Here is a 17271-nt window from a genome sequence, read left to right on the forward strand (position 1 = left end):
CAAGCCGATTTAACCATAGGTTGCATCGAAGTCTCGTTAAAAGACGCGACGGCGTTCGGTGTCATGGGGGTTGATGATAATCGACGCGTACATGCCTTTGTCGAAAAACCTTCTCAGCCGCCCGTCATGCCAGGCCGCACCGATACAGCATTGGCCTCAATGGGTATTTACATCTTTAATGCTGGATTTTTGTTTGAACAACTGTTGAAAGACGCGGACACTAAAGGCTCTAGCCATGATTTTGGTAAAGATATTATTCCGTCAGTGATTGATAGATATGTCGTTAATGCCTATCCATTTTTAGACTTACAAAGTGGTCAACAAAGCTACTGGCGCGATGTCGGTACCATAGACGCGTATTGGGCGGCGAATATGGAGCTGATTGGCGTTAACCCTGACTTGAATTTATACGATAACACCTGGCCAATTTGGACTTACCAAGCACAAACCCCACCCGCTAAGTTTGTATTCGACGATAATGATAGACGTGGCCAAGCCGTGGATTCGATGATTTCAGGCGGATGTATTGTTTCGGGTGCGAAGGTGCGGCATTCACTGTTGTTCTCGAATGTCCGGGTAAACAGCTATACCACGTTACAAGACAGTGTCGTGTTACCGGATTGTAACATCGGACGCCATTGCCGAATTACTAAAGCAATTATTGAACGCGGTTGCGCCGTGCCCGAAGGGACTATCATTGGCGAGAACCGAGCCGATGATGAGCAACGTTTTTACGTCAGTGAAGGCGGCGTGGTTTTAGTGACACCAGAAATGCTGGGACAGCGGTTACATTATGTCCGCTAAATCCGCTTCAGCTAAGTTAAAACTGGTATTGTGCTGGCACATGCATCAGCCAGAATACCGGGATTTAACTACTGGCGAGTTTATCCTGCCGTGGACATATCTACATGTCATAAAAGACTATGTCGATATGGCCGCGCACTTAGAAGCCTGTCCAAATGCCAAAGCCGTCGTTAATTTTGCACCTATTTTATTGGAACAAATTGCCGATTATGCAAAACAAATTCAAGCCTTTTTACACGAGCAAAAACCGATTAAAGACAGCTTATTAGCCGCTCTTGCCTCCAACGTTATACCGGAAAATCCTGAAGTCATACTAACTCTGATTAAGGCTTGTTTACGCGCCAATAGAGAACGACAAAAAAACCGTTACCCGGTTTATAAGCGACTCGCTGACATGGCCGATTGGTTGGAGCAACATTTCGAGAACTTAGCTTATATCAATGCCCAATACATCACTGATATAGTCGTTTGGTATCACCTAGCGTGGATGGGCGAAACGGTTAAGCTAAGCAATGATAAAATTAAGCATTTAATCGAAAAAGGTCATAGCTATACCGAGTACGATAAACGAGAGCTGCTAGAAATCATCGGTGAACTACATTCTCATATCATTCACCGTTATCAAGTACTAGCGAAAAATGGACAAATAGAACTGTCGTTCACGCCTTATGCGCATCCGATAATGCCACTGTTACTGGATCTAAACTCAGCCAAAGAAGCTATGCCCCATGTTGAAATGCCACAGCAAAAGAGCTACCCCGATGGCGAATCGAGGTGTGTGTGGCATATCGAACAAGGGCTTAATACGTTTAAGCGTTATTTTGGTTTTGCGCCTAGTGGCTGTTGGCCCTCAGAAGGCAGTATTTGCGCGCGCACTTTACACCTGCTAAACAAGCATCAGATACGCTGGACAGCTAGTGGTGGCGCCGTATTACGTCATAGCTTAATAGCCGCCGAACACTCGTTAGCCGATTACAATGATTATAATCATCGTGCCTACCAATTAAACAACACTAACGTGACATGTTTTTTCGGGATGATGGACTATCGGATTTAATTGGCTTTGAATATTCAAAATGGCATAGCGATGATGCTGTTAACGACTTTATTCATCATTTAGACGTGATAGCGGCTAATAATGCCTCTGATAAAGTCGTTGCGATTATCATGGATGGAGAAAACGCCTGGGAACACTACCCTGAAAACGGCCATCGTTTTTTAAGTCAGTTATACCAACGCTTGAGTACGCATCTTAACGTGGAACTTACAACATTTTTCAGCGTGTCTGGACGCTGGAATACCTATAAAGCCGTTAAGCCAATTAGTCGCGGGTAGTTGGGTTTATGGCTCATTTTCGACCTGGATAGGCGATGCTGATAAAAATCGAGCCTGGGATATGTTACACGAAGCCAAAACCGCATTTGACCATGCGCTAGCCGAGCGTGAACTATCACCAGAACAACATCAGCAAGCCGAACACCAGCTAGCTATTTGCGAAGGCTCTGATTGGTTCTGGTGGTTTGGTGACTATAATCCAGGTGAAGCTGTTAGTAATTTTGAAAAACAGTTCCGACTTAATTTAATTAATTTGTACCAATTAATAGGCAAAGATCCCCCGCTTATTTAGCCTTATCGTTTACCCAAGGTTGCGGCTCGCCAGTCATGGGCGGTACTATGCGCCCTAGTATAGAAACTTAAACTTGAGACCTCTTTGTGAAAGAAATTTTGACCAAACGCCGTGCTGGCATATTACTGCATATCACATCTTTACCAGGAAAATACCCAACGGGTGACTTAGGTAAAGATGCATATCATTTTGTCGATTTCCTGCACAATGCAGGGATAACGGTTTGGCAAACGTTGCCACTAGGCATGACGCATTCGGATGGCTCACCGTATCAATCATTATCAGCCCACGCAGGCAATGCCGATTTAATTAGCATAGAACTACTGGCTGAAAATGGTTGGCTAAAAATACCCGACAAATGTGAAGAATGTGTACGCACTGACCGATTTTACAAAAGTTGTTTAATCACTAAAGCGTTTTACGGCTTTTTAGAACGCGCAAGTGCTGAAGAAAAAACTCAGTTCAAACAATTTTGTGAAAACAAAGCATTCTGGCTAGACGATTTTGCGCTGTTTTTGGCATTAAGACTAGAATTCAACCAAGTATGCTGGAATGAATGGCCTAGTTACTTAAAAGAACGCGACAGTAAATCTATCAAGGAAGCGCGCAAACGCTTAGCAGCTGAAATTGACTGTATTAAATTTGAGCAATTCGTTTTCTTCCAACAATGGATGGCGTTAAAAACTTACGCTAACCAAAAAGGTGTTTTATTATTTGGCGATATTCCTATTTTTGTCTCTTATGACAGCGCTGATGTATGGGCTAATCGTGATGTCTTTAAACTCGATGATACCGGTAATATGCTTGTTGTTGCCGGTGTGCCGCCGGACTACTTTTCGCAAACAGGCCAGCGCTGGGGTAACCCGCATTATAACTGGACGTATTTGAAAAAAACAGGGTTTAACTGGTGGGTAGAACGTATGCATACCCAATTAGAGCAATTTGATATTTTACGCATAGACCATTTCCGAGGCTTAGAAGCCGCTTGGGAAATCCCAGCTCATGAACCTACTGCACAAAATGGCGAATGGGTAACTGCACCAGGCAAAGCCCTGCTTAATGCCGTCAGAAATCAGTTAGGTTCAATTCCTTTAGTCGCCGAAGATTTAGGCATCATCACAGCCGAAGTCGAAGAGTTACGCAAAGAATTTGAGCTACCGGGTATGAAGATATTGCAATTTGCCTTTGACAGTGGCCCGGACAATCCGTATTTACCGAATAATTACGAAAAGAATTGCGTGGTCTATACCGGTACCCATGATAACGACACAACCACCGGCTGGGGTGATAAGCTGAGTGAACACGAAAAACAACACATCTTTGAATACCTTGGCAATCCACTTGCCACATTAAACTGTGCACTCGTGCAAGCTGCCCTCGCCTCGGTCGCCAACTTAGCCGTTATTCCTATGCAAGATATTTTAGAACTAGGCTCAGAACATCGCATGAATACGCCAGGCACAACCGAAGGCAACTGGCGCTGGCGCTTTCAATGGTCACAATTATCAGCCGAGCGCGCGCATCGCTTAGCCCATTTAGTTGAATTATTTAATCGTAACCCGGCAAGACACTCGTAGCCGATGACCGCTCAAGATACTTTATTTACTCAAATCGAAAAAGTACAAGATTTTGCCTTCGATGAACAAGTCGCCCAAGTTTTTGATGACATGGTGTCGCGTAGTGTGCCGTTTTACCAAGAAATACAACGCTTACAAGCCGACTTAATCACGACATTTCTAGCTAATGAACAACAAGCGGTTATTTGTGACCTGGGTTGTTCAACAGGTACCAGCATCGCTTATTTACTCAGCCATGTTGATTGCCCACTAGATACGCAGTTTATCGGTATTGATAACTCTCAGCCTATGCTAGAGCAAGCCAAAATTAAATTAACCGAGGCTTTAAGCGCGGGACGAGTCAGTTTACAACACGCTGATTTAAGTGAGTTAACTCAGCTTCCCAGTGCCAATGCCATTATTATCAATTGGGCGTTACAATTTATTCGTCCCATAGGTCGAGAAGCTTTACTTAAACTGGTTTACCAGGCCTTAAAACCCGGCGGTATTTTATTGTTATCAGAAAAAAATACTCGCCTCGGATACTGTATTAAACCGCTTATATATAGACCATTATTTACACTTTAAAAAATCTCACAGCGGTTATACAGATGTTGAAAACCAACGCAAACGCGAAGCCCTAGAAAACGTCTTAGTACCTTATCGCTTGGATGAAAACATGGAGTTATTAAGCCGCGCCGGATTTAAACACAAAGATGTTTACTTCCAGTGGTTTAACTTTGCTTGTTTAATCGCGGTAAAAAAATGAGAATTCAGCGCCTATAAGATTTTGCACCTGATACTTTGAAGGAGCTATAGTCACGCATCTAGCTCATCAAATAAAGCATCTAGCAGCGAGTCTTGTGTTTGCGCTAAAGAAATTATAGCTTCATCAAGGCAGTTGATTAACGCGCGCACTGTTTCCGAGGCATTCATACACAGTAACTGCGAGAGTCTATCGCTGCATAACAACTCGATAAACGCTTGAAAACAGCGCCAACCTTGCTCATCGCTAATCAGTCCAAAATACTGAGCTAAACGCTGTTCTAATGCCGTACCCGATGTGGTATCTGCCCAATAACCCCAGTTAATCATGCCAATCGGGAAGCAGGATTGAGATTTTAATGAATGCACAAGACTATCGGTGAAGCTAATACCGGCGGCATAGGCCGCGCTGTCTTTAGCGGATAAAAAGGCAAAGGTTTGTATCGAGGAAAAGTAACACATAAAGTCTAAGGCCGTGTCGCTAAACGCCTGATAAAAATTACGGCTACCAGTGGTTTTAATCGTACAAACCTCCACAAACTCAGCCTCACTTAGTTCGGCCAACGGACGCTCATAGGCAAACACCAAGCCGGAAAAAATCGCGCCGTTAATTTGACCAAAACGCTGTTTTAGTTCGTGAATGACCGTGGTTATGCTGGCTAAATCATTGGCATCAGCTTGGTAATAATAAAGCGACGGATGATTAAGTTGCGCAAGTTTTTGTTGCACAACATTATCGCTTAGCGGTTTTCGCCCTAACCAAATCACAGTCGCCTGATAATCGGCTAATAAATAGCGCGTAATCACTGAACCGACGGAGCCCGCGCCACCTAATATCACATACACACCACCGGTTTTAAGACGGGTTAAGCTATGATTGTCCAAGCTAATCCGGCTAAACTGTTGCACATAGCGCCAACCTTGGGCTAGTTTTATTTTTTCGCCTCTATCGCTGGCCGGTTCTTGCTGTATCGCCGTCAATAGCGTGTTAAGCTTATCGCTACGCATATCAGCCGCACTTAAATCTATATTTCTAACCTTAAAACGATAATCGCTTTGCGCTAAGGCATAGGCTAAACCCGTTAACCCGGCCGCATTGGCTTGGACGTTTTTGGTCAAATAACGGAAAACAATCAATGGTGACTACATAAATATCCAGTGAATGCTGTGCTGAGCATACGGTTTTTAACCGATGAATCAGCCTTAGCAACAGTTTTTCCACCGCCAAGTCATCTACCGCCAACATAGGCGCAAAGAAATAAACCGCAGCAAGTTTATCAGGTATGTTTAATTCAGTCGGCACCAACTCAGTCACAATAGTCACTGATTGACCTCTTGTATGCTGTTGTAATTCGTTTAGCAACATCTGTTCAGCTAAAGGTGCCACAATCAACACGGGACCTGTGGTTTTAACAGTTTCTAAGGTGCGCGCTTGTACCTGCCACTGCCAAACATAGGTTAACTCCGTCCATGAAGTCGTTGCCATCGGCTCTATTTGCGTAGGTGCTGTTGTCGATTGCCAACCATAGTCGTCGCGAGCAAAAGGATAAACCGGCGCATGAATACGCTTAGGTTTCTCTGACGCATAATAGACTTGCCAATCAATCGCATAGCCTTTTAGCCATAACGCTAACCCCTGTAATAACGATGGTTGTGTGGTAAGTTCGAGCGTTGAATCTAATAGCAATGCCTCGCGCGGTGCTTTAGACACTGACCAATGCTCGCCTTCGCCCTGCCCCGTTAAATAGTCGCTTAACACCGATTGGCATTGACTCAGTGAAGCCACACAAAAACCTAAGCGATACGTCATGGCTTCACGTCCAACTTGTAAGGTATAGGCTAAATCGGCTAACTCACCGGAATAACTGTCGATGAACGCTAACAGTTTTTGCGCATAAACGCTTAAACGTTCTGGAGTTTTGGCGGATAGAACGATAACGAAGTCCTGGGCAGACATGGGTAATGCTTGTCGGGGTCGCCGTGAACTCATCCCTGAGGGCTTGGCGGCAGCATCCATGCTGCCGACATCCCCGCCAAGCATTACCCATGCCTCGCCAACACCATTAAACTCTGTCGAACAATCAAGACTTTTTTCAGCCACATAATCCGCCACCACAATATGCACATTCGTACCACTATGACCAAACGAACTTAAACCGGCTTGCCGTAAACCCGTTAACGGCTTAGGCCAAGCCTGAGTATGTTTGGCGATATAAAAGGCCGAATCGGTTAACTTAACTAGCGGATTTAAGCGCTTAAAATGCAATAAACCCGGCAAGGTTTGATTTTGCATCGATAATACGAGCTTAATCAAACCAATAACGCCTGCCGCTGCTGAGGTATGACCGATATGCGCTTTAGCACTGCCTAGCGCACAAAAGTTTGTTTTATCGGTAAAGGTTTTAAACGTCCTGACTAGCGCGTTGGCTTCCACAGGGTCGCCTAAACGGGTGCCTGTGCCATGCGTTTCTATATAACTCAAGCGCTCTGGCTGAATTCGCTTAGTGTTATACAACTCGGTTAACAACGCTTGTTGCGCTAAACCATTAGGCGCAGTCATGCCGTTGCTAGCCCCATCTTGATTCATCATGGAAGCTTGAATCACAGCATAAATCGGATCGCCCTCGGCTATGGCTTGCGCTAGCCGTTTTAACACGACAATGCCAACGCCTTCGGCAAACGCTGTTCCATCCGCATCAGCGTCAAAACTTTTACAGCTACCACTGGCAGATAACATGTCAATAGCCGATAAGGTTTGCAACATATCGGGAGTTAAACCCACAAAAATGCCACCCGCTAAAGCCAGCTCCGACTCTTGGTTGATTAAACTTTGACACGCTAAATGCAACGCGACTGCTGACGATGAACAGCCGGTATTGACAACTAATGCCGGGCCTTTTAAATCTAAAAAATAGGCTAAGCGCGATGCGATAATGGCATCTGAAGCGCCGGTAAATGATTCGCCGACGAAATGGCTAGGCTCAGCACCGATGAAAATACCGGTGCGCGTATCAGTTAAGGTTTTAGGGTTAATACTGGCATCTTCTAATGCCAACCAGGCTTGTTCTAACACTAAGCGTTGCTGCAGGCTCATGGCCTCAGCCTCGCGCGGTGAAATATTAAAAAACAACGCATCAAAACAATGACGCTCCGTTAATAAGCCTGCCAGCCCCGTTTGTTGTGCCGACAGACTTAAACCATCAATGCCATTAATTAAATTTTGCCAAAACTGGCTAATATCCGAAGCCCCTGGAAACTGCCCCGCCATGCCAATAATTGCAATATCTGTTGCTGAGCCTGTTGTGCTTAGTGTTGCTTTGTTATGGCGCTTCAACCCTAATAGCCTGCGTGCTTTAGCCAAAATCGACCAATAAGACGAGCTAGAATCGGCGGTTGGCACAGACTCGTGATGATGCCGTAACAAATAATCCGTTAGCCGATTTACCGTCGTATAGTCATAAATCAATGCAGTGTTTAATTCACAGCTTAATGCATCCGCAATACGTTTAACAAAACCGACCGCGACGACTGAATCCATGCCGTAATCAGAAAATGCCGTGTTATTGTCTATGTCGTCGACAGCTAGTTTCAACGCCTCTGATAAGCTGGTTTTTACTAAGTCTTTAAATCGGGCTTCATTCGAAGGAGCATCTGGCGATATTCTGGCTGTAGCGGTTGGTGTTAATGCCTTAACGTTCTTTTCAGCACCCGGCATTAGCGCTAAAACCGCTGCAGACGCATTTAAGCATAACAGTTGCGTTAGCCCTTGCTGAGTTAATTGGCTAATAAAACGCTCAAAACAAGCAAAGCCCGCCTCTCGACTTAATGCCCCGACCTCACCGGCATTGGCGACTGCTTTCACGCTATCTTGCCAAAAACCCCAATTAATAATGCCGACTGGAAACGGCGCATTGACGCTAAGCGCCTGCACCAAACTATCCGCTTGCGTAATACCGGCCGCATACGCTGGCAAGCTGGCTGCACCCGAAAATGCATACGCTTGACCCGATGAGAAATAACATAAAAAGTCTAAGTCGTACTCGATTAAGGCTTGATAGACATTCAAACTACCTAAGGCTTTAACATTCAGCGTTTGCCAAAACGCAGCTTCGCTTAACACCGCTAACGGTTGCTCAAAACTGAATCACTAAGCCAGCAAAAATAGCCCCGTTAATCTTGCCAAAGCGTTGCTGAATGGCTTGAATAACCCGACGTAGTTGTTCTAAATCCGTGACATCGGCTTGATAATACGCAGGTGTGATACCGGTTTTAGTAAACCCGGCTAATTTTTGCGTTAGTTCTGGTGCCTCGGCCTGGGTTCGACCTAACCAAACCGGTTGCGCTTGATAGTGCTCGATTAAGCTGAAACTCAAGGCCTGACCTATCGTACCCGCGCCCCCTAAAATCACATACACGCCGCTCTGACGTAAGGCCGAAGGTAAAACTTCAGTATTAAACCGGTCAAATTGCTGTTGATAACGCTTGTTAGCAGAGAGTTTGACGACATCACCACGCGTCTTAAACGGTTCGGCTAATATTCTTGGTACTAGCGCTTGCGGCTGGCTTAATAACACATTGGCAATATCGAGATTACGGACTTGAATCCTGTGTTCGCTTTGCGCTAACGCATAAGCCAAACCGGTTAAACCCGCACCATAAGGATTCAGCGGCGCTGAGTCAACTGCTTGGGTATCACAAGTAAGCAGCGTGAAGCTTATCCGGCTTTCAGGCGTTAACAGCTTCCGTAATCCTGCGAGTAAGCGTAAAAATTGTAGCTCGTGCTGGTTCAGGCTGGTTGTGATGTTAGCGCTGGTTATCTCAGTCAGATTCGGTGTAGAAATAAAATAAACCGTTTGCACTAAGCCCAGCTCGCGTAAACCGTGTTCAAAACCACTGGCATCTTGATTGGCTATGTCCTCAATATGCCAACACGTCGTTGCTAAACTTTGTTGCTGATGGTATTGGCTTAAGGCTTGAGCGAGCGCTATACCACGCTCACCGCTGAGCACGATTAAGACAGGTCCTTTATTGATAGTTGGTGCATTATCAGCTAATCCTTGTTCTTGCCAATGCAGCCTATACGAATAACCATCCCAGTCAATTGGTGCTGTTGCAACAGGACTAAATTGCCGCGTCACGCGTATCGGTTGCCAATAACGGTTTTTGGCAAATGGATAGCTAGGTAAACGCTGTTTTCTTGGTTTAAAACCCTGATATAAGCTTAACCAATCAATCTCAGCGCCTCGAGTCCATGCTCTTGCCAACTGCTCATACTCATCGGCTATTTCACCAGTAAATACAAACGTCTCCGGCTCAATTTCGTCGGCTTTGACCACACCGCGATAACCAATAAATGACTTGCCCGAAATAAACGCATTTAACTTAGCACTTAGCTCATCATGGGATATAGCAACAAAAGCTAAACGGTAAGTCATAGGCACGCGCCCAGTTTGCAAGGTAAAGGCAATGTCTAATAATTCGTACTCGCTACTATACTCCACCAAACTCTGCGCCCGTTGTTGCAAGGCTAGCTCGGTTTTAGCTGATAACACGATAAGCGCAGGTTGCTGAGGATAAACGGTACGAGGCTGAGTTTCCTGATATTCTTCGACAATGACATGTGCATTGGCACCGCCCGCACCAAACGATGATAGGCCAGCAATGCGTGGATATTCAGTCATCACGCCGTTATGACTCAACACGGGTCTTTGCCACGCTTGTACGCGTTGCTGCACGAAAAAAAGGTGTTTGCTCAAAGTTTATCGCAGGATTTAACTGGGCTGAATGCAGACTAGGTACTAATTGCTGATGCTGTAATTGCAATAACACCTTAGTTAAACCCGCCATGCCCGCCGCGCTTTCGCTATGGCCGATATTGGACTTCACCGAGCCTAACGCACAATAACCTGTTTCGACAGCGCTACCTGCCGCGCTTTGTTGAAAAGCTTTAGTTAACGCGCTAATTTCAATAGGGTCACCCAACGCCGTACCCGTGCCATGCGCTTCAAGATAAGAAATCGCTCTAGGATGAATCTTCGCCCGACTTATCGCGTTGGCAATGAGTTGAGCTTGTGCAGTTGGATTCGGTACAGTAAAACCATTGCTTTTACCCCCTGCATTCACTGCACTGGCTTTAATCACGCCATAAATACGGTCGTCATCAGCAATGGCTTGCGCTAACGGTTTTAGCAACACCGCCCCTACCCCTTCGCCATCGACAAAACCATCGGCATTCGCGCCAAAGGCTCGACAATAGGGGCTATGCGAAATCATCGTCATATCGCTTAATAGCTGAAAATGGCTAGAGTCTAAGATTAAATTAACGCCACCGGCTAGCGCGACGTCACTCTCTCCCGTCGCTAAACTATTCAACGCTAAATGAATCGCCGTCAGCGAAGATGAACAGGCCGTATCGACGGCTAAACTAGGTCCTTGAAAATCTAAGGCATAAGACACGCGATTAGCAATAGACCAATGACTAGCACGAGCGGCATATAAGCTGTTCATCACGCCGACAAACACGCCAACCTTGCGCTGTTCCGATAAGCCCAGAGGCGTGTAACCGGCATCTTCTATACAGGCATAGGCGATTTGCAAAAACAAGCGTTCTTGCGGGTCCATACGCTCGGCATCTCTAGGTGAAATTTGGAAAAACAACGGGTCAAATTCATCGACGCCCTCAATAAATCCCCCCCAGCGGCTATAGCCAAAGCCATCGCGCCAATCCCAACGCTCAGCTGGAATCTCGCTAATGGCATCAACACCCGCGCTTAATAGCTGCCAAAACTCATTCAGCGTATTGGCCTTGGGGTAACGTCCGCTTAAACCAATTACGGCGACGTCGAACGAGCCGGCTATCGGGCTATGCTCAAAGGTTTTACTCGGCACAGCTTTAGGCTTTAATGTAGGCAACGGCTGTTCATGGTGCTGCTGTGTGTTGGGTGTTACGCGCAGTAAAGCCAACACCTGCGCCTGATAATGGTGTAATAAGTAATCGGCTAAGCATTAAGCGTGGCGACTTCAAAAAACAACGTACTGGTAACGCCGTTAAAATGTTTATGCAATTGATTGGTTAATTGCACCACTAAAATCGAATCCAAACCATACGACTCTAAGGCTTTACCGGCATGAATTTTCTCGACAGGCATTTTTAAACACGCCGCCACCGCTTGGCTTAACCAGGCGAGCAAAGCCGCGCGCGGGCTTAATTCAGATACAGCAGACACTGTAGGGTTTGCCTTAACTATTGTTGGTGCGGGTGTTAACACCGGTTTTGTCGGCGCACTTGCCTGAGTTAAACGCACCCGGCCATCACTTTGCGCCAGAATAATCTGCTGACCTAAGCCATGCCAATCCGGCGCTGGAAACAGTACGTGATTAAAGCCCTCATTTAACAACACGTCTTGCCAGGTGTCAGGCGACAAACCTGGGCTACCGGGAATGCGTAAATGCTCATCCTGATACAACCACCAACCCGCCAGCAAGCCAAACGTTAAATGCGCCATTAACGAATTGGCACTAATTTCATTTAATACCAACACGCCGCGATTGCGTAATAACTGCTTAGCATGGCGTAGCGTCGGCTTTATGCTAGGCGTCGCATGTAACACATTCGCCGCAATGACCATATCATAGGTATTATTGGCTAAACCCTGGACCGACGGCGCTTTACTGACATCAAAGAGCGCCGTGCGTAAATACGGCGCATCGCCTGCGTATTGGTTTTCCGCATGATTTAAAAACGCCTTAGATAAATCGGTATAACAATATTCAGCGATATGGTTTTGTAACGGTTTTAAGCGCTTAAACAAACCCGCACTAGTGCCACCAGTACCCGCGCCAATTTCTAACACACGAAATTGCGCGTTAGGCTCTAACGCTAAGCGTTGATGCAAATAGGCCAAAACATTGTCTTGCACGATTTGATTATACGCATCAGCTAACGGATTACCCTTATAAATACCCTCGACTAATGCCATGCTGGAGTTAGGAAATAATACATCGGTAGCTTTACGTTGACCCGTCAAAATATCCGGCAACGCCCAGACACACGCTTCGAGTAACTGCATTTGCGCATGAAACACATCAGGACAACGCGCGCGAAATCCGGCATCATGCCATTGCTGAATTAAGCTCGCTCGATTAACAATCGAGCCAGTCAATTGATAGTGCTCGCCTGTTTTCACCGCTAAACCAGAAGCGACTAATTGCCGCAAACTCTCCGCCTGCCAACGCGAAAAATACTCCGGCCAACCTGAACGGCTCGCATGAGCGTGGCTAACCTCAAGCAAGCCTAACTCACTAAAACACGCCGACAACCACTGACATAACCAATGATTTAACTCAGCCGATAAGTCTGTCTCTAACACTACATCCGGCCATTCCGGTAGCTTAATTGCATCTAAGCGTGCGATTAACTCAGGTAATGGGTTTGGATACCAACTTAACCATTCTTGTGCTGTCATGTTATGTCCTAGTAAAGTCGCGGCTATAATATGAATATAATTTACATGCAACGTCATTCCGCCAGGGTTCGGTGGAATCCAGTTACAGGGATGTAGGCATTAAATTTGACCATAAGTCTTGCCATGTTGGATACGCCCTGGCAAGCGCAGAATGGTAACCTAAAAAAACATAACTATTTGATTTATAATTAATATTAATAAATACATTCACATCCATGTGACTGGATTCCGGCAATCCATGCCGGAATGACGGTTTAGCTCAACTGACTATAAATTAAATCTGTCCCGCTTTAAGTTGAACCTATTTACACGCAACGTCATTCCGCCAGGGATTGGCGGAATCCAGTTACAAGGAAGTATCGGTTAAAGTCGGCCACAAGTCTTGCCATGTTGGATTAGTACTCTCAATCAATCTGATTTTAGCGGCACGCTCCCATGTTTTCAGTCGCTTCTCTTTTAATATCGCACTCTCCATGGTTTCATGCGGCTCATACCATACTAGATCATGTACGCCGTAGCGTTTAGTAAAACCATCAACTAAGTTTTCGCGATGTTGATAAATACGTTGAACCAAATTGGATGTAACCCCAACATATAATGTCCCATTTTTCTTGCTGGCTAAAATATAAATACAGGGTTCTTTTTTTCATCGTTAGAAAAAATTTTTAAAGTCACGTCATTCCGCCAGGGATTGGCGGAATCCAGACACAGGGAAGTGGGTTGAAGCTAAAGCTCTGCACCAAGCTACCAAGACGTCGGAAGTATGCCCTCCTTGGCACTGGATTCCGCCAATCCCTGGCGGAATGACAATTTATAACGCTAACCAAAGTTTCCTGGATTTTTTAACAGTTCGTTAATTTCTTTTAAGTATTCAATTTCTTTATCTTTTTGCTCATTCAGCGCAAGTTGTTTTTCTAGTTCGGCTTTTAGTTGTAAATATTCAGGGGAGCAAGAACCGATATGCCAGACGCTTTGAAGATTGTTAGTTCCTGCTTGATTGAGCACAATTTTTTCATTTATTTTTAGCAAATCAGATAGTCTGATATTGAACAATTCAGCAATTTGTTCAAGTCTTGAAAAATTAACATCCGTTTCACCGCGCTCAATACTGCCGTAACCGTTTGGTGACATGCCTAATTTGTTAGCTACTTCCTCTTGCGACCAGCCTTTTAACTGTCTAACCAAGCGGATTTTTTCATGCACTGACATAAAATACCTATACGATGGGTGTTATCACAAGTCCTGCTTGATTGTAGCAAATTGCTAGCTGTTTATAATCATGGCGTTTGTATCTTTCTCTAACTTTCTTTGGAGTTCAGTTTTATGTCTAAAACATATACCGTCACGACAACACCTAATCAACAGTTATTTCCTGGTCATACATTAGGAGAGTGGCTGAATGAATATGCATTTGCCACGATTAAAGCCGATGGTTCAGTGGTAACTTGGGGGCTTGGCACTCATGGTGGCAACAGCAGTGCAGTTGCTAACCAGTTGGATGGAACTATCGATACTATGCAAATTTTTTCAACACAAACCGCCTTTGCTGCATTACGCGCTGATGGTTCGGTTATAACTTGGGGGTATTCTGGAGGTAATAGTAGCGCTGTTGGTGATAAGCTCAATGGTTCTATTGGCGTTAAGCAAATATTTTCAACACCTTTTGCTTTTGCTGCTCTTCGCGTTGACGGTTCGGTAATTACGTGGGGAGATGGTAGCTATGGAGGGGATAGTAGTATTGTAGCCAGCAAAATAAATGGCAATATCGATGTGGTACAAATTTTTTCGAGCGAAGAGGCCTTTGCTGCATTACGCGCAGATGGTTCAGTAGTAACCTGGGGATGGAATCCTAGTGGAGATAGTAGCAGCGTAGCTGACAAGCTAAATGGTGATATTGATGTTACACAAATCTTATCAGCAGAGTCGGCCTTTGCAGCTTTGCGTGTTGATGGTTCAGTGGTTACCTGGGGGTCTAATATTGGCGGTGGTGATAGTAGTGCCGTGGCTACGAAATTGAACGGTGCTGTCGATGTTACCCAGATATTTTCAACCTACGATGCATTTGCGGCTCTTCGTACCGACGGCTCTGTGGTTACTTGGGGTAGCAGCGCTTTTGGAGGCGATAGCAGCTCTGTAGCCGATAAACTAGATGGCACTAATGATGTCACAGAAATTTTTTCAACACGATACGCCTTTGCCGCCTTGCATGCCGACGGCTCAGTAGTCACTTGGGGTAATAATTGGAGCGGTAACAGCAATGCTGTAGCTGACAAACTTGATGGCAGCATTGATATCATAAGCATTTTTTCCGCATATGATGCTTTTGCCGCATTACGGGCTGATGGCTCGGTGGTTACTTGGGGAGGCTCTGGTAATACTTCTGAAGTAGCTGATAAACTAGATGGCTCAATCAATGTAACTCAGATTGCATCTACTGAATCCGCTTTTGCCGCTTTGCGAGTAGATGGCTCAGTGGTTACCTGGAGTACGTTGGATTGGGGTGGCGACAGTAGTGCGGTAGCAAACATGCTAGATGGCACAATTGATGTCATAAAGATATTTTCAAATCGTTATGCGTTTTCTGCCTTAAGAGCCGATGGTTCAGTAGTCACATGGGGCTTTAGCTCAAATGGCGGCGACAGCTCCTCAGTCGCCAACCTAATCAATTCCGATGTTGTTAGTTTTGCCAATATTGATACCGACGATGTTTTTCAAGCAATAACAAATCATACACCTACCGGAGCCGTTAAAATCAGCGATAAAACGCCTGAAGTCGGACAAACACTAATCGCTAGCAATACGTTAGCTGACGAAGACGGTTTAGGCGTTATCACTTATACCTGGAAAACCGGTAATAAAACCTTAGCAACCGGGAATAGCTATGTTGTTACCCCCAACGACATTGGCAAAACCATTAAAGTCATTGCCAGCTATACCGACGGTTTAGGCAATGCCGAAAGCGTAGCGAGTGCCGCTACCGCTAAAGTTGCCTCAGCCTCACAAGCGATTACTGGCGGCAGCGGCGATGATTTATTAGCGGGTACGATTGGCAATGACCAGATCATCGGCAACGCCGGTAATGATTTATTGGACGGCGATCTTGGCGATGATCAGCTTGATGGCAGCGATGGCAATGATTTGTTACACGGCGATGCCGGTAATGACACATTGAACGGCGGTAACGGTAACGATTTATTGCATGGTGGCCTAGGTGATGACCAATTAAATGGTGGTTTAGGTAACGATGTACTAACCGGCGGTATCGGAAAAGACAGCTTTATTTTTAACACAGCATTGGCAAATAACATCGACACATTGGTTAATTTCTCGGTAGCGGATGACACGATTAGCTTAGAAAATCAAATCTTCACGGCGTTTTACTAAAACCGGCATAGTCAAAGCGGTTAACTTTATCATCGGAGCTTCTGCCTTAGATAACAATGACTTTCTGATTTACAACAGCAATACCGGTGCGTTGTTTTATGATGCCGACGGCAGTAGCAGCGGTGCAGCTATACAAATTGCGGTGTTAGGTGCGGGCTTATCAATGACCAATGCCGATTTTGTTGTCATTTAAGCCACTGGCTTAATAAGAGCTAAGACAGTATCTACAAAACTTAACCATTTAAAGTATACATGGCGACAAGAAGCGTCAGAGCATCTCACGCCGTGTTAACTGAATTGCGTATCGATTTGTAACTGTAAGTCATTGGCTAAACCTACTTTAAAACAACACTACCCCATCACAAAATTCAGGTATCATTAGCACTTTTACTTGTTGTAAACCGATGTCTAATTCCTGGTATAAATTTGAAAGTTTGTTTGCTGCGGCGTGCTTTTTTGAATCCTCGCTAGCATTGCTAGCGCTGATATTGGCTTGGCTAGCGGGTATTAACCCTATGATTAGCCTTGAGTTGACCTGGCAAGCCCTGACTTACGGCGTGTTAGGCACGTTACCGTTACTGGTAATGTTTTTTAGCTTGCATCAAGTCAGCGCACCAGCGATACAGCAGATTAGACACTTACTGTTAGCGACGTTAGGCCCTATGCTCTC

At 45.2% G+C, this 17271-nt stretch carries 12 protein-coding genes and 2 pseudogenes; 7 read left to right on the top strand and 7 right to left on the bottom strand.

Annotated elements, in window-relative coordinates:
• The 5 genes and pseudogenes from VZ94_RS16920 to VZ94_RS16935 form a co-directional block, all read left to right on the top strand.
• The coding region (locus VZ94_RS16920) for a GlgC family sugar phosphate nucleotidyltransferase (protein ID WP_045780122.1) at window positions 1-804 on the top strand (804 nt) is incomplete at its 5' end.
• 40 nt (window positions 805-844) lie between these two features.
• Window positions 845-2139 (top strand): annotated as a pseudogene (locus tag VZ94_RS16925) (glycoside hydrolase family 57 protein).
• A gap of 61 nt (window positions 2140-2200) precedes the next feature.
• A complete protein-coding gene (locus VZ94_RS32430; protein WP_338040482.1) occupies window positions 2201-2431 on the top strand; it encodes a hypothetical protein in 231 nt (76 codons plus the stop codon).
• Window positions 2432-2517: 86 nt separating this feature from the next.
• Complete coding sequence (gene malQ, locus VZ94_RS16930) at window positions 2518-4008, top strand: 4-alpha-glucanotransferase (RefSeq protein WP_045780123.1); 1491 nt, start codon at window positions 2518-2520, stop codon at window positions 4006-4008.
• Window positions 4009-4011: 3 nt separating this feature from the next.
• The gene (locus VZ94_RS16935) at window positions 4012-4575 is read left to right on the top strand and encodes a methyltransferase domain-containing protein (RefSeq protein ID WP_239650030.1); all 564 of its coding nucleotides are present in this window, start codon (window positions 4012-4014) and stop codon (window positions 4573-4575) included.
• A 231-nt stretch (window positions 4576-4806) separates the two neighbouring features.
• Here VZ94_RS16935 and VZ94_RS16940 read toward each other — a convergent pair whose 3' ends face one another.
• The 7 genes from VZ94_RS16940 to VZ94_RS16960 all read right to left on the bottom strand — a co-directional run bounded on the left by VZ94_RS16940 (window position 4807) and on the right by VZ94_RS16960 (window position 14426).
• The gene (locus VZ94_RS16940) at window positions 4807-5871 is read right to left on the bottom strand and encodes an SDR family NAD(P)-dependent oxidoreductase (RefSeq protein ID WP_045780124.1); all 1065 of its coding nucleotides are present in this window, start codon (window positions 5869-5871) and stop codon (window positions 4807-4809) included.
• Window positions 5792-8872, bottom strand: coding sequence for a beta-ketoacyl synthase N-terminal-like domain-containing protein (locus VZ94_RS16945; protein ID WP_052700681.1), 3081 nt, complete (start codon window positions 8870-8872; stop codon window positions 5792-5794). The genes VZ94_RS16940 and VZ94_RS16945 overlap by 80 nt, the downstream gene beginning before the upstream one ends.
• 13 nt (window positions 8873-8885) lie before the next feature.
• Window positions 8886-10508, bottom strand: a complete 1623-nt coding sequence (locus VZ94_RS29510) for an SDR family NAD(P)-dependent oxidoreductase (RefSeq protein WP_275575307.1) — start codon at window positions 10506-10508, stop codon at window positions 8886-8888.
• Window positions 10441-11715, bottom strand: a complete 1275-nt coding sequence (locus VZ94_RS23570) for a beta-ketoacyl synthase N-terminal-like domain-containing protein (protein ID WP_052700683.1) — start codon at window positions 11713-11715, stop codon at window positions 10441-10443. The genes VZ94_RS29510 and VZ94_RS23570 overlap by 68 nt, the downstream gene beginning before the upstream one ends.
• 35 nt (window positions 11716-11750) lie before the next feature.
• Window positions 11751-13217, bottom strand: a complete 1467-nt coding sequence (locus VZ94_RS23575; RefSeq protein WP_192828678.1) for a methyltransferase — start codon at window positions 13215-13217, stop codon at window positions 11751-11753.
• Between the two features lie 346 nt (window positions 13218-13563).
• Window positions 13564-13848 carry a GIY-YIG nuclease family protein gene (locus tag VZ94_RS16955; protein WP_045780125.1) on the bottom strand — a complete coding sequence of 95 codons (285 nt, stop codon included), beginning with the start codon at window positions 13846-13848 and terminating at the stop codon, window positions 13564-13566.
• A 188-nt stretch (window positions 13849-14036) separates the two neighbouring features.
• Window positions 14037-14426, bottom strand: a complete 390-nt coding sequence (locus VZ94_RS16960; RefSeq protein ID WP_045780126.1) for a helix-turn-helix domain-containing protein — start codon at window positions 14424-14426, stop codon at window positions 14037-14039.
• 114 nt (window positions 14427-14540) lie between these two features.
• Here VZ94_RS16960 and VZ94_RS27230 point away from each other — a divergent pair, with 114 nt between their 5' ends.
• Both VZ94_RS27230 and VZ94_RS16970 read left to right on the top strand, forming a co-directional pair.
• Window positions 14541-16601, top strand: coding sequence for a hypothetical protein (locus VZ94_RS27230; RefSeq protein WP_045780127.1), 2061 nt, complete (start codon window positions 14541-14543; stop codon window positions 16599-16601).
• 404 nt (window positions 16602-17005) lie between these two features.
• Window positions 17006-17271: pseudogene (locus VZ94_RS16970) on the top strand (CPBP family intramembrane glutamic endopeptidase); the annotation flags it as partial.

This window comes from Methylocucumis oryzae (genome assembly GCF_000963695.1).
Classification (GTDB): Bacteria; Pseudomonadota; Gammaproteobacteria; order Methylococcales; family Methylomonadaceae; genus Methylovulum; species Methylovulum oryzae.

Excerpts from the sequence above, each read along its gene's own strand:
- VZ94_RS32430 (WP_338040482.1), top strand. The coding sequence starts at position 2,201 with ATGTTACACGAAGCCAAAACCGCATTTGACCATGCGCTAGCCGAGCGT.
- VZ94_RS16935 (WP_239650030.1), top strand. The coding sequence starts at position 4,012 with ATGACCGCTCAAGATACTTTATTTACTCAAATCGAAAAAGTACAAGAT.
- VZ94_RS23575 (WP_192828678.1), bottom strand. The coding sequence starts at position 13,217 with ATGACAGCACAAGAATGGTTAAGTTGGTATCCAAACCCATTACCTGAG.
- VZ94_RS16960 (WP_045780126.1), bottom strand. The coding sequence starts at position 14,426 with ATGTCAGTGCATGAAAAAATCCGCTTGGTTAGACAGTTAAAAGGCTGG.
- VZ94_RS27230 (WP_045780127.1), top strand. The coding sequence starts at position 14,541 with ATGTCTAAAACATATACCGTCACGACAACACCTAATCAACAGTTATTT.